Consider the following 14,179-nt stretch of genomic DNA (forward strand, 5'->3'; position numbering starts at 1 on the left):
ATATGGATAAGGGAATTATGTCAATCGGGGAATGGTTAAGGGATATCTTCTCAAATGGATACGCCGTGTGTTCTGGAGCAATCGCCAGTGTTTTAGGCTATTTTCTTCCCATCCGGGATCCAGTCAATCTGCTGTTGATATTCTTTGTGGTGGATTGTATTATCGGATACCTGAAGAACCGGAAACTGTATAATCAGAAATTTTCAAAGCGGAAAATATTTGAGACTACTATTCCCCGGATGATGGCCGTTACAATTTTCATGATGCTGTTGTTTTCCCTTGATGTGACATTCAACCAGGATATGGTGCAAACCTATATGATAGTCGGCTATTTCGTCGGAGGTGTATTACTATTCAATATATGGAAGAACCTCTATGAGTTAACACGGTGGGAGGCATTCCTGAAAATAGGCGATATCCTCCATAAGAGTGTAAAGGATAAGACTGGAATGGATGTAGATAACAAAAATAATAAGGAGGCTAAACATGACACGAATAACTAAAAATTTCACATTGGAAGAGTTATCTCATTCCAATACGGCCAAAGCGAAAAATATACCTAATGAACCGGGAACAGTCGAAAAAGCGAACCTGGTCAAGTTGGCCATATGTTTACTTCAACCTCTCCGCAATCTCTACGGCAAAACAATGGTCGTGAACAGCGGGTATCGCTCTCCTGAAGTAAACAGGCTTGTAGGGGGTGTACCTACTTCACTACACATGCAAGGCAAGGCGGCAGACATCTCCTGTGAAAACCCTCGTGAGCTGCAAAAGCTACTGGTCAGATCCGGATTGCCCTTCGATCAGGCTATCCTGTATGATGACGGCCGGAATAACTTCCTTCACCTTTCGTTCAACGAAGGTAAGAACCGGAAACAGGTATTATATTCTAAAGGAACCCGGCCATGAAACAGGTTATTATTTTACTCTCTATCCTTTTGCTACTTGCCGGATGTGGAACAAAGAAATTTACTTCCCATACGGATCGGGATGAGAAAACAAAATTTTCCCTGGTTGATAGCTCGACTATCGTAAAAAACATAGAACAGGAAAAACAATTTGTGGATACTCATACCAGGGAGAGAATTGTAACGTATTACGGTGTAAAATTAGTTCCCCATTTAGTAAATGGAGATACGGTTTATGTTCCGGTTTCCTATCCGGAGAGAAAAGAAGAAGAAAGGGATATCAATGAACAGACTGAAATCTGGAAAACAAGAGTTCAGGATAGTATCCGAAATGCCATCGACTTGCAGTACCGGAATAACCTTAAAGAAAAAGAGAAAAAAGTTAGTGAAATTAAAGAGTCAACCATCTTATGGCAAGTGGGATCTCTTGTCGCTTCAATTGCAGCCTTCATATTACTTATCTTGTATATATGGCAAAAAAAGCAAAAGATAATGATATAACTTTCATACAATAAAATTCAATCTCTTTTGTTTGATTACGGCGGATAAATCGAGAGATTTTTTTTATAAGTTTTCAACCTTTTCATTATCTTTGCCATTGCCCAAACAAATACGAACAGAACAGACTCTCACACAAGTGTAACCGGTTGAAATCCGGTTCCGGCTGTATTTCCGGTGGGCGCACTTGTGTGAGGGTTTGTTGTTTATTATATGCTTGCAGATAAAGAATTGGAACTTCTCCGTCTGATAAACGATGCGGAAGAACGGTTGGACCGGATAACTTTTCACGACAACCTTAATGAAATTGACAGCTTCAGGAATGAATATGGAGAAGCGTTTGAGACATTATTGAAAAAGAGGTATGTATATGGATGGATAGGGACTTATTGTGAGTTAAGCATGACGGAAAAGGGACGTGAAGTTCTATCTGGTCATCAAAAAATGCAGGAAGAATCGTCCAGACATCAGGAAAAGATAAAAATGGACAAGAGAACACAGATATGGACAATTATCAGTGTCATTATTGCAATAATTGGATTATTGATCGCATTATTTCGAAACAAAATAGGCTAAAATCCATATCATTATAGGATAGGCTATGGTAATAATGATTATCGATATTTCCAATTCACGCACCTTTTTCTTTAGTTTTTGTATTTCAATGTCCCGGTTATACATGACTTGTAATTCTTTTAATAACACAAAGATAGAAAATTATTTCATTATAAATGGATGTGAAACAAACCTTTCAATTTTTTCATTATCTTTGCCATTGCCCAGTAAGTTGAATTTATCAGAAGCCTCTCAGACGTGTAATCCGTAAGCAGTCGGATTCCGGTATCAACACCGGTGGGCGCACGTCTGAGAGGTTTCGTTCTTTTGATACTATGAGTAAATGTAGTTTTGTTGCTATTGACTTTGAAACAGCAACAACAAATAGGTTTCCCTGTCAAATGGGGATTGTTGTCGTTAGAGGTGGACAAATAGTCGAAAAAAGGGAATATCTTATAAAACCTCCTGAAAATAAATACAGTAGAAACTGTATTAATGTGCATGGCATCACTCCGGATAAAACAAAATATTGTCCAGAGTTTTCTGAGTTATGGCCCGAAATAAGGGAATACTTAAGGTGTGAGGTAGTTGTTGCTCATAATATGGACTTTGATTTTAGCGTTCTGGATACTGCTATAAGATACTATGAATTAGATTGCCCTCCTGTACTTTCATACAGATGTACATGTAGTCTATATAATGGAAATAAGTTATCGAGTGTTATTGAGGCATTGGGCATGGAATTAAATAACCATCATGATGCCGTCGCTGATGCCGAAATGTGCGCAAAAATATTTATAGCACATTTGATTGATGGGGTTGATCCAGATGAGTTGATATATCCGGAACCGAAAAAGAAACCGGATAAACAACAAAGAAATACATTCGGGAGTCTACTCACCGTCGACGAAGATTTATTATCTAAGGTTAGGGAACTTACTAACGATGCATTCGAATTGTTCTTATCTCCTTCAATCTTCGAAAGCAAAAGAGTCATAAACACCGGAGATCTCTCCTGCATTTCCCGAAATGAACTTAAACAAATTATTGTAGATACCGGTGGTAAATATGCTTCTTCGATAAGCAAATCTGTAGATATCGTCATCTTGGGACAAAATCCCGGTCCTAAAAAGATAGAAATGATTATTGAACTACAGGAATCAGGGCACAGCATTATGTGTCTCAACGAACCCCAATTGGAGAAATTTTTAGACTTAATTGAATATGGCAAAGAAAGAAGAAGTTAAGATTACACCTGAAGGAATTAAATTGCTGACGGTAATGTGTTACAGTGGATATACCGATGGTTTTTACGGCAAAGAGGTTTATTTTACTGACGGGTTCGAAGGGAACACGCAGTATTTGTATCAGGCATTGGGAAATATAGGCGCATACGCGCGGAATAGAGATATCGACTCAGATATCAGCTACGTGATAATAGGAAATAAAATAGTAAAAAATCCCGACAGTGACCTTTATAACAGTTTTGTCACAGAATTTGAGTCGCTATTAAATCAGAATAACTCTCCCTACCGGAAGATGTATTTTATCACGGAAGACCAGCTAATCTGGAAAATAGAAAGCAGGGCATCCAATACATCAGATGATGACCTTAAGATGTTTATTAAGAAGTATAAAGACTCTATTAAAAATTATCAAACAAATCTATTTTAATCATGTCTCACCCTAAAATTAAATTGATATGAAAAAAGTATTATTTTTAACCCTAATGGCATTGTTTACAATTAATCCGGCTTTCTCTCAGGATGATGAATCTGAGTTGCTAACTTTTTCAAAAGTAATTCAAGCCGATGGTGCGAGTAAGGATGCTATCTATGCATCCATTATGGAGTGGATCTCTACTAACTATAGATCCGTAGGTAACGACTCCCAATTAAGTGACAAGGATGCTGGACTGATCGTAAAGCAGGTAGCATTTTCTTATGAAAAGGGAGGTATGACCTATTTATGTTATAAAGGATTGGTCTATTATAAGATGAAATTTCAAATAAGAGAAGGCCGGTTCAAGGTTGAATTAACGTCATTTGTCCACGAAGTAAATAAAGGTAATTCCCAAGGTTGCGAACTTGGGCTGATCACTAATTCCGAAGAGTATGGAAAGGGTGGTTTACAAAGAAAACATAATGAAGCTGTGTGGAAAGATATTAAGGAAAAAGCCGAGATAAAGGCTAATGAACTTTTTGAGAAAATGTCAGAATTAAAATTTGACTCTTTTTCTCCGGATAATAATGATGACTGGTGATGTTCTTCTTTATATTCAAACAATTAATGGGAATAACAGTATAGGTTATTCCCATTAATAGATTATTCATACTCTAGCTTTTCCTTCATATGTTGACAATAATTGCATAAACCTCCATTGTCAAGAGCTTCGAACATTTCACAAAAGGGAATATCAGAACCGCAACGCTCGCAGCTATCAACCGTATTTGTATCTATCATATAATCAAAAACTTTCTTTTGCTTAATAGACAAAAAGTCATATCCTTTGTCAATCACTAATTTTGTAATACCTTCCTGAATTGGCTCCAATCTATGGGACTCAATAAGTTGGTTCAAATACCCATTAAAATCTTCTTCTATAAAACGTTTTTGATCCATAATATATTTTTATTGGTAGTTAATCACAAATGTAAAATGAATTCAAACCTTATCTAAAAATAGTTTCAGTTCATCCAGCGAATTAAACCGCTTCAATTCACCTTTGTAATCTATGAATGCCGTGAAATCAGTGGTGTTTTGCGGCGCGAATAGTTCCGGGACGGTAACCCCTAGTGCGTCGGCTATTTTTTGGAGGGTATCAAGGGATGGATTAATTTTCCCATTCATAATATTAGACATATTTTGCTGAGTAATTCCAATCATCTCAGCCAGTGCTACACCTGTAACACTTTTTCTTTTAGCTATTTCCTTAATCCTTAGCAGCATATCATTCTTTCGTGAGTGAATTAATATCTACAAAGATATATGTTTATCATGTATCACGATGTTAAATATACATAAATACAATCTAAAAAATGAATATTAATTTGATTTATCATGTACTACATTGTATATTTGCCCCATCGAACAACAATTAAAAAATATGGATATGGGAAAAATGAAAACAAAAACAATCCAAATGCCACTTCCGGCAGAAGCTGCCGGAGGCAAGCCGGTACGGGTGTCGGAAAACTCGCCCGAAACCGTGATCGACATTATTCACGGATCATTTGTTAAACTTTTTGGGCAGACCGACACGGTAAAATGTATCATGGCAACCACGAACGGGGTTATCAATCTCCAGTTTATCGGCAACGGCTGCGTGGCAAACATGCAGATCTATGAAGTGAAGTCCACTCCCGATGTATGGGAAACATTCATCCCTCACAAACCTATCCGAAAAACTCTCAATGCAAAGAAAGGAGGTGCAGTATGAAATCAATCAATATAGAAGGAATATCCTTTACGGAAGAAGGAATACAATTTCTGAAACGCTGGATTACACCACCATCCGAAACAGGAAGATCACCAATTGAAATTAATGTTTCTGAAATCAATGAAGTGCAATCATTTTTATTAAAAAACTGGGATATCATTGAAGACAATATAGACGATAACAATTTCAATATGAAGTTATTTATAACCGGCTTACAATGGATAAAAGAGTATCTTTGTGAATTTATGAATGGAATTAAAACTGCAAATCATGAGTGACAACATGGATAAATCGGACAATAAAAAGATTCTGGCTGATATGTCTCCGGAAGATGCCATTTTCCGGTGTGGTGAACTACAGCTCTCATACGAAGATACCTGCCGGCTACTATCACCCAGGATGAATCTGGAGAGACTGATGGATGATCTGAAGGATCCGGATAGTGATCCATATAAATGGTATCAGAATGGTGTGGCAGAAGGGAACTTGAAGCTTAACATCGATCTGGAGTATAATGTCAGCGAACCGAAAGCTAAGGATGCTTACAAACATCTTTCGGCCGAACGTCGCCGGCAGGCAATCAATAAAAAACTGGATGACTTGTTCGGACTTTGATAATGATAATAATAATATCGAAAACATGGAAACTAAAATTTGTGTATTTGAAGAAAACGCTATCTCTTTTGCTTTCGACAAAGAGAACAGCATGATGATCAATGCCACCGAAATGGCAAAAGCTTTTGGGGCAAATGTTGGACATTTTTTAGCTAATGAAGGTACGAAAAAATTCATTCATGCATGCTTAAATAATCGGAATTCCGATTATTTAAATATCGTAAAGGAGGAAGATTTAGTTGTTGCCCGTCAAAAATCCGGTACTTGGATGCACCGTGTTTTGGCTTTAAAATTTGCGGCGTGGTTGTCTCCCGATTTTGAAGTGTGGGTTTATGCTACGATTGAAAAACTTCTTTTCGGTAAACACGTGGAACGTGAGAAATCGTTTGAAAAAACATTGCGGCTTCAAAAAGAGATGAATGCCATCCGGGACAAAGCTCCCGAGGAAAAAACCGGTGCCGATTTTAATCGTTATCTCGACATTGAACGGGAAATCAACCGTGAAAAAGTTGTCAGGAAAAACCTCACAACAGAAAGCATATCCGGCATGCGTTCACTTTTTGAAGAAGATGAAACCGATGATGATTGAAAATAATTTATATTTATTGCTCGCCATTTTCGTGTTTGGTATTTCACTGATTATTTATAGCCTCGCCTAATAAGCGGGGCTTTTTTGTCCTTTACCTGTCCATGCCATCTCCCTATTTTCGTGGTAAAAATTACCGCGATGATCTCTGATAAGATAACTAAATCGGAATTTGTCATTCAAGTGCTTGAACGGGACGTTAAGAATATCTATAACGCCCAACTCCTTATTGCCCGACAGAATATCTACATCAAAGGACGGGCATTAAAGAAAGAAAAAAGGGGCGGTGCCCTTATCGGCCGAAAAACCGGGCGCCTTCTCGAATCACTTGAAAACCCTGACTACGTGATCGCCCAGCGTGGAGACAAGTTTATCGTTTCATCCGGAATCGTCAAACACATGAGGTTCCTGGATATGAAGCGCCTTGGTAACCGGAAGATCTATAACCGTCAACTTTGGGGAATCCTGTATAATAATTCATTGAGAGACATAAGGCAGGGGTATGGCAAGGAACTTTATGATTTCGTGGGAGATACACTCCGGAATGCCTTTGGTACCAGTCAATCTGCTTCTACTCCGTCAGCCCCATCTTCTTCAGGTAACTCAGGTGGTAATTCGTTCGATGGCCAGAAATACGCAAAGGCAAAAGGCCGTACTTAGATAAATGTAAATTGATATTCCCATGGCAAAATTAAGAGACGATCATATACGATGGATCCTGGATGTGGATGCAAAGGGTGTGCAGAAAGAAGTGCAGAACCTTTCATCCAATATCAATCGGTTGAAAAAGGAGAATGAAGAGTTATCGGGCGCTCTTGGTAAGGCTGAGCAGGCACTAAATGCTGTTGAAAAAGAGATGCGTAAGCTTGAAAAGGCAGGAGATATCTCGACTAAATGGTACAAAAATCTGCAATCCAGAGCTGCTGATCTTGAAAAGACGATTAATAGCTATAATGATAAGATTGAAGAGAATAATATTGTCATAAAGGAAAACGATAAAAACATAGACGATGTCATCAAGACGATGAAAATTGAGGATATGACAATGTCTCAGTTGAAGAAGAGGTATGAGGAACTGCAAAAACTTATGGATGACACTTCCGCTTCTTTATCTCCTGAAGCCTGGACGGCTCTGGCCAAAGAACAGAAGGAAGTTGCTAATCGTATCGAGGTTGTAAAAAACACCAACAAGGGATTTATTGAACAAATGGCCGGCATGAATAATCCGGTCGGAACTGCCGCTAAGTCAATTCAAGGATTTGGAAACGCTTTAAAGGCATTAATTGCCAATCCCGTAGGTATAATCATCATGGTTCTCGTGGGGGCATTTACGGCACTCAAGAAAATCATCGACTCCAACGAAGAATCGGTCAACGCACTGAACAGGATCCTGGCTCCGTTGAAAGTCTTGTTCGATGGAATACTTTTCATTCTCCAGAAACTTACAGTTGCTTTTTTGAATTTTATCGAAAAGACTTTGGCGGGAATATCCGAAATGATAGAGCGATATCCATTCCTCAATAAAATATTAGGAGGAATTAACGAGAAGGCCAAAGAAGCCATCCAGCTTGAAAAAGAGAAACAAGAGTTACGTCTCCGGGAACGCGAATCGATGGTGACAAATGCAAAACTGGAGTCTGAAATAGCGAAACTCCGTTCGGATGCTACACGTAAAGACTTATATTCTTCATCCCAGCGCCTGGCAATGTTGAAGGAAGCCGCGACTAAGGAAAAACAGATAGCAGATGAGAAACTGGCACAAGCTAAAAAATCATTTGAGTTACTTCAGGCTGAAGCTAAATTGAAAATGAATGTCGCCGAGATAAATGACCAGCTTGCCCAGGCAGAAGCAAACCTATTCAGGGTGCAGACCGAGCATTCCAATAAAATGCGGGAGATCGAAAGTAACACTGCCACGGCCGTCATGCAAATGAATAACGAAGCCAGGGAAGCCACGCAAAATCGGTTGAAGGAAATTGATAAAACACTTGACTACGAGATAAACCAGTTGAAGAAAAGCCGGATGGAGGGTCTGAAAACTGAAAAGGAATACAATGATGCCGTTGAACAACTTACCATAGAGGCCCTGCAGAAGAAAATGAACATTAAGGGCCAGGAGAAACATCAGATCATCCAGTACGAATCCCAGATCCTGGATGCCCAGATAAAACGGCAGGAGGAAGCTGATGCCATTCTTATCGAGGAACTCCGGAAAACACATCAAGAAAAACTTGACATAATCAATTCCGACAGAAATACACAGTTGGAATCCCTGCAGGAGACGGAAAAAGACCAGGCTATTTACGCACTCCGGGCAAAAGAGATTGAAGTGAACGCTGCTGAAGCAAGGATGGCTGTCATAAAACAATTCTCTGAAACATTGCAGCAGGTCGAATTCAATAATGTCCAAAACCGGAAGAAAGCAATTGAGGAAAATAACAAAGAGGTTCTTTCGGCCGAAAATGAAACATTAAAAGCCAGGGAAAACCTACAGAAGCAATTTGCTAAAACTACCGCTGATTTCGAACGCCAATATAATATAAAGACCTGGCAACAAAGGATGGATGATGAAAAGCGTATCATTGATAAAAATTACCAGGATAATTATATATCCGCGGAGACACATAGATTGGCATTGGCGGCTATCGATAAAAAGTACGAAGACGAGAAACTGAAAGTCCGGGAACAGTATGGCCTGGCATCAATGGGCGAACTCTACAAAGCGGAAATGGATGCTCTGTTGGAACAACATGAAAAAGGGTTATTGGAAGAAGAAGATTTTGAAAAAGCCAAACTCCAGATAAAACTGAAATACGCCCAGGAGTATGCCCAGAAAGCTGCTGAATTCGCATCGATGGCCGGTGACGCCGTCTCTGCATTGAGGGATGCGGAGACCGCAAATGTGGAAGCCCGGTATGATGCCGAGATCCAGGCTGCTGGTGATAATGCAGAAGAAGTGGAACGCCTGGAAAACGAAAAGGCCCAAAAGAAACTTGACATCGAAAAGAAATATGCCGATGTACAGTTCGCGGTCACGGCTGCAGAGATCATCGCCAACACAGCCATGGCAATCATGCAGGCATACTCTCAATTAGGGCCGATCGCGGGAACGGTGGCTGCCGTCCTGATGGGAATAACCGGTGCAGCACAACTGGCGGTGGCAAACACTCAACGGCAAAAGGTAAAACAGATGTCGCTCTCCGGAGCGTCATCCTCTTCAGGTACTCCGAAGACCGGACAGATAAAATTGAAAGAGGGTTATGCAGAAGGTGGGGCAAACATGGGAGATCAGACCGATGGTGGATATACCGGTCCCGGTAACCGGTATGATGTGGCCGGCTGGGTTCCATATCATAATGGGGAATATTTCGTGGCTGTTCCGGAGATGAAGGATCCTGTTGTGATTGACCATGTGCGGGCCATCGACAAGATCCGCCGGAAAAGAACTTCTAAAAACGCTTTACCTCCCGGTTTTGCAGACGGTGGGGCAAACATGCCATCTTCCGGATCTTCCTCCGGATCTGATACGGAAGCAATTGACGGACGTATTGCCATGCAATTACTCGGAGTCCTCAATGATCTCCGGAATGGCCGTGTGAGGGTAAATTATGGCATAACCGAGATGGAAGCAGCCCAGAAGAATAAAATTGAATACGAATCAAAATTTGATCTGAAATGAGCCTGAAAATAAAGAAACTCACCGGAGGGATATTCGATCTTCCGGTCGATTATGTCATTGAAGTTGAAAAGAACAATCCGTTATTTACCAATAAAGGGAGTAAGACCGTTCCCATCCACTTCCCGGATACGAACAATAATCGTAAATTGTTGAACAACACCAACCGGCTCGACAAGTCGGAACGGCCCGAACCAATGCCGGTAGTGGTTGAGACGGATGCTTCTCAACAATCCGGATTGATGGTAATCAATTCAGGGTTCAATGCCGGCATCGGTTTCGACGAGTCGGAGATGTACAATAGAATGAGCTCGATGCTTTTAAGAGATCTTCCCAATCTCCCGTCGTTTTCAGCCGGTGGATCCACTACTTCAGCAAAAGTAAGCTCAATGCTCTCCCATCTGACTGCAGTGATGAAGGAACAAATCGTGACTGATTATTACATTTTCCCGGTATGCCTTGACAGGCAGGTAAAGAGTGAGCATGAAAAATATCATATCATCCTGAATGAGGTGGAAACAGATCTAGATCCTGATAATTTGCCATATGGGAGGATGGCTGAACTGTTGGCGCTTGATCACCGGTCATTGAAATGGTATATTAACGGAGAAGAAGTGTATCTGGACGTTCCGAAAGGATATGGCGTTTCCCCATTTTTAAAGGTATACAGGATCCTGGAACTTATTTTCGACCATTTCGGTTTTACGATAGAAGATAATCCTTTCAAGGATCACCGGCAGTTGAAAAAATTAGTCGTGTTGAACAATACCATGGATGCAATCCTTACAGGTACCCTTTATTATAAAGACATGATGCCGGACATTACAGTGACGGATTTCCTCGATGCATTGTACAATAAATTCGGCATGCAATTCTATATCAACTCGAATGCGAGGAGTGTCAACCTCAAATTCCTGAAAGATCCGATGGTGCCGGGGAAAACGGGAAGTATTGACCTGGACAAGTTAAAGACGGAGGAACCGGTGATCACCTACTCATCTCCCAGGCAATTAAAATTAGTAGCAAACCGGGAACTGGAGGGAACGGAAACGAAATACAACACTTATGAAGAGTTCCTCGGCGTTTTCGACCATCAATTTTATGATAACCGAAGAAATATTGCCATGCCCGGTGCGGTGACATCATTTTTCCAGACATATATTTCAAGATATTACATTACAGATGCCTTGAAAGACAATAAAGCGTATTCTTCAGATTTTTTTGATTGGGACAAAAAGGATAATATGGATTATGAAGAAATCAAGATGAACGACTTGTGCGTCCCTCTTAGTTTTGAAATAGCAGGATATGTCTATCTCTTTTACCTTATAAATTATAAGCACGCCTATTCCGATATCAACGTATCCGGTGAACTATTCGTTCCGGAGGAAAATCCAGCAAAACTGGCATTCGCGTTTGGATGGGGAAAAACAAAAGACACGGCTCCAGGCAGATATAATTTCTTCTTTGCTTCACAGATCAACAGGGATGAAAATGGGGATTTCATATATGACCAGTCAGGGCAAAAATATGACATCTCGCTTACCATCAACCGTGAAGATGGATTGTTCAATAGATTTTGGAAAGAATATGATGCGTTCCTCCGGCACTCTAATTTTGAGGTAAAGTGCACATTAAAGTTGTCAGATGCCGATATTTTCAATTTTGACATGTTCAAAACGGCAATCATCAATAATCAGCCATTACTCCCAAAGCAAATCAAATATAAGCTGAATCAGGAGGATGCCATTACTGAATGTACTTTCCAAACATTAAGGTTATATGAGCCTTACCATCTTGAGGAAGAGCAGAAAATACCAGTTTATATTCCGCAAAAATATTTCTGGGACTGGTCGAGTGTAAAAGTTCCCAATACAGAGGAAGATTGGGATAATGCCGGAATACCTTGGTATATTGTCTCCGGCACCACGGATACTGTCATAATCGTCAATGGAGAGCAGGTCGCTACTAAAAAAATAGCAATGATGCCTCCTACTGAAGAACAATTTCAAAATCAGGAGAAACGGATTTTTATATATCAATATGTTATAAAGCCGTCGCTTATTCCAGGTGCTGCATCTGTTCCAATACAACAAACATTGACCTATACACCTGCTATAATCAACTATTGATTTGTCCTTTATCAATCATCTAATCAGCGTTAGTTTTGAGCAAAAATTGTATGCGGAAACAGACAATCATATCAACTCCTTCGATTACGGACACAAATGTCCTAATCTCCAAATGGAGATCAATCCCGGGAAATAGTAATAAATCATTGTCGGAATTCTATGAGTTCCTGACAATTGATTCCGTTGATAGAACTCTGTTTCTCTCAGAATATACAGTTGAATCATACGATGATGTGAAAGGTAACATTGTCGTATTAAAACTGATTCCAAAATGATTGCATTCACGAAACAGCCACCGGCAAACGTTCTAGTGAATAATCCCGTACTGTTCGAGGTCGAATCGAACAGTATGGGTCCGGTACGTTATACGGTCCGGATTGAACAATACCATGGAGTTGCGAATTATGTAATTTTTAATGGAGTCCTATTGCCGGTACTGGATATTGCGACATCCAAGTATTACAGTTCTTTGAATATATCAGAACTACTCAGATCATATCTGCTTCAGGCATCCATATCAAATCCGGCACAACTGGTCAGCAGGGTGGATAATTTTTCAATGGGTTTTTCCGTTAATTTCCAGGACGGATACGGATATAATCTATCATATCAGGGTAAGTTCTTCCAAGGCGGTATTGGCAAGAAAATGCTCCGGTATCTCAATAATAGCAACACCGACATATTCGCATATAAGATACAGAATACAGATAAACAGTTCTTCCTTACAACCAGGACTTCCGGCCGGCATATCGTTATAAAGGAAAATGAGTTGTCTCCTTTATATTTTATTGCAACCAATAAAACATATGTGGTGGTGACAGAGTATGGCCAGACGTTCACATTTCCGGCAATGATCACCGGTGATATATATGCATTCAATATAGAAGTGTTAAGACGACTCAGCTATAACACTTACCAGAAGATCCCTGCATTCCTGGGTATTCTGGTGGACGGCCGGTTCGTTTTTGACATCACTATTAAGGAACCGTCTAAATCCCCTAATAAATATATCCTCGAATTCCGAAACTCCTTCTCCGTATTTGAAAGATTGGAAATAACGGGCAAAGCAAATTCAGAACCGGAGTTTGCTGAAGATAATGCATTCATGGCCTATGACCGGCACATTGATGATTATGTTGAACAAAACAACCGGTTGGGGATCCGGGAGATCATCAAGGCCGAATTCGGTTATAAATCGCTCGAAGAATTCCTTTTCATGCGGGATATGTTCCAGAGTGATAAGAGATACCTGATCGGTCCGGACGGGACCAGGCATGAAGTAAGGATCAGTGTAGAAAACTTCTCGCATAATCTATTCCCAACCGACCCCGGATCCGTCCAGTTAACGATACGGCTTGTAGACAATGACAGCAATTATTCTCCGGGAATCGATGACTCCCTTCCGGACTTCAATTTCGGCGAAGCCATTTGGCTGACCGGTAACACCAATGGATACGGATTTTTATTTTCAGATTCAATATTAAATACAATATAATTATGGCAGAACTTAAAAAAATACATTCGAATTATAACGGACAAACTCCAAGCACCGGCAAAGAAGTAGAAGACGCCTTCAATGAAAATTTTGACACAGTCAAGGATGAGATCGAAACAACGAACGCAAATTTAGTTCAATTAGCGGGCGAGAAGGCTGATCACGGATACGCTTCTTCGCCAAAAACGCTTAAAGATGTGGAGGAGTTAGCGTCTGCAAAAATCCCCAACCTCGTATTGAATGGTGACTTACATAACGGCCTAACTGGTTGGACT

General features: G+C 40.2%; 18 protein-coding genes. 16 read left to right on the top strand and 2 right to left on the bottom strand.

What is annotated here, in order from left to right:
* The first annotated feature begins 2 nt into the window (after positions 1-2).
* The 7 genes from VB073_RS11535 to VB073_RS11565 all read left to right on the top strand — a co-directional run bounded on the left by VB073_RS11535 (position 3) and on the right by VB073_RS11565 (position 4,224).
* The gene (locus VB073_RS11535) at positions 3-503 is read left to right on the top strand and encodes a phage holin family protein (protein ID WP_323404331.1); all 501 of its coding nucleotides are present in this window, start codon (positions 3-5) and stop codon (positions 501-503) included.
* The gene (locus VB073_RS11540) at positions 487-909 is read left to right on the top strand and encodes a D-Ala-D-Ala carboxypeptidase family metallohydrolase (protein WP_323404332.1); all 423 of its coding nucleotides are present in this window, start codon (positions 487-489) and stop codon (positions 907-909) included. Before VB073_RS11535 ends, VB073_RS11540 begins: the two co-directional genes overlap by 17 nt.
* Complete coding sequence (locus VB073_RS11545; protein WP_323404333.1) at positions 906-1,409, top strand: hypothetical protein; 504 nt, start codon at positions 906-908, stop codon at positions 1,407-1,409. Before VB073_RS11540 ends, VB073_RS11545 begins: the two co-directional genes overlap by 4 nt.
* A 210-nt stretch (positions 1,410-1,619) precedes the next feature.
* On the top strand, positions 1,620-1,982 hold the full coding sequence (locus tag VB073_RS11550; RefSeq protein WP_323404334.1) for a hypothetical protein: 363 nt from the start codon (positions 1,620-1,622) through the stop codon (positions 1,980-1,982).
* Positions 1,983-2,296: 314 nt separating this feature from the next.
* Positions 2,297-3,208 carry an exonuclease domain-containing protein gene (locus VB073_RS11555; RefSeq protein ID WP_323404335.1) on the top strand — a complete coding sequence of 304 codons (912 nt, stop codon included), beginning with the start codon at positions 2,297-2,299 and terminating at the stop codon, positions 3,206-3,208.
* Complete coding sequence (locus tag VB073_RS11560; protein ID WP_323404336.1) at positions 3,186-3,635, top strand: hypothetical protein; 450 nt, start codon at positions 3,186-3,188, stop codon at positions 3,633-3,635. Before VB073_RS11555 ends, VB073_RS11560 begins: the two co-directional genes overlap by 23 nt.
* 28 nt (positions 3,636-3,663) lie before the next feature.
* Positions 3,664-4,224, top strand: coding sequence for a DUF4468 domain-containing protein (locus VB073_RS11565; protein ID WP_323404337.1), 561 nt, complete (start codon positions 3,664-3,666; stop codon positions 4,222-4,224).
* A 62-nt stretch (positions 4,225-4,286) separates the two neighbouring features.
* Here VB073_RS11565 and VB073_RS11570 read toward each other — a convergent pair whose 3' ends face one another.
* Complete coding sequence (locus VB073_RS11570) at positions 4,287-4,583, bottom strand: hypothetical protein (protein ID WP_323404338.1); 297 nt, start codon at positions 4,581-4,583, stop codon at positions 4,287-4,289.
* Positions 4,584-4,625: 42 nt separating this feature from the next.
* Entirely contained in the window at positions 4,626-4,910 is a 285-nt protein-coding gene (locus tag VB073_RS11575; protein ID WP_323404339.1) for a helix-turn-helix transcriptional regulator, read from the bottom strand.
* 163 nt (positions 4,911-5,073) lie between these two features.
* On the opposite strand from VB073_RS11575, the gene VB073_RS11580 reads away from it, so the two are divergent.
* The 9 genes from VB073_RS11580 to VB073_RS11620 all read left to right on the top strand — a co-directional run.
* Positions 5,074-5,400, top strand: coding sequence for a hypothetical protein (locus VB073_RS11580; protein WP_323404340.1), 327 nt, complete (start codon positions 5,074-5,076; stop codon positions 5,398-5,400).
* Positions 5,397-5,678, top strand: a complete 282-nt coding sequence (locus VB073_RS11585; protein ID WP_323404341.1) for a hypothetical protein — start codon at positions 5,397-5,399, stop codon at positions 5,676-5,678. Before VB073_RS11580 ends, VB073_RS11585 begins: the two co-directional genes overlap by 4 nt.
* Positions 5,671-6,015, top strand: a complete 345-nt coding sequence (locus tag VB073_RS11590) for a hypothetical protein (RefSeq protein WP_323404342.1) — start codon at positions 5,671-5,673, stop codon at positions 6,013-6,015. Before VB073_RS11585 ends, VB073_RS11590 begins: the two co-directional genes overlap by 8 nt.
* A 25-nt stretch (positions 6,016-6,040) precedes the next feature.
* Positions 6,041-6,604: a KilA-N domain-containing protein gene (locus tag VB073_RS11595; protein ID WP_323404343.1), complete on the top strand. Its 564-nt coding sequence runs from the start codon at positions 6,041-6,043 to the stop codon at positions 6,602-6,604.
* A gap of 138 nt (positions 6,605-6,742) precedes the next feature.
* Complete coding sequence (locus VB073_RS11600; RefSeq protein ID WP_323404344.1) at positions 6,743-7,261, top strand: hypothetical protein; 519 nt, start codon at positions 6,743-6,745, stop codon at positions 7,259-7,261.
* A 22-nt stretch (positions 7,262-7,283) separates the two neighbouring features.
* Positions 7,284-10,280, top strand: coding sequence for a hypothetical protein (locus VB073_RS11605; RefSeq protein ID WP_323404345.1), 2,997 nt, complete (start codon positions 7,284-7,286; stop codon positions 10,278-10,280).
* Positions 10,277-12,409, top strand: a complete 2,133-nt coding sequence (locus tag VB073_RS11610; RefSeq protein ID WP_323404346.1) for a hypothetical protein — start codon at positions 10,277-10,279, stop codon at positions 12,407-12,409. Before VB073_RS11605 ends, VB073_RS11610 begins: the two co-directional genes overlap by 4 nt.
* A 271-nt stretch (positions 12,410-12,680) precedes the next feature.
* Entirely contained in the window at positions 12,681-13,904 is a 1,224-nt protein-coding gene (locus tag VB073_RS11615; protein ID WP_323404347.1) for a hypothetical protein, read from the top strand.
* A gap of 2 nt (positions 13,905-13,906) precedes the next feature.
* The coding region (locus VB073_RS11620; RefSeq protein ID WP_323404348.1) for a hypothetical protein at positions 13,907-14,179 on the top strand (273 nt) is incomplete at its 3' end.

It is taken from the genome of Proteiniphilum sp. (assembly GCF_034927365.1).
GTDB lineage: Bacteria > Bacteroidota > Bacteroidia > Bacteroidales > Dysgonomonadaceae > Proteiniphilum.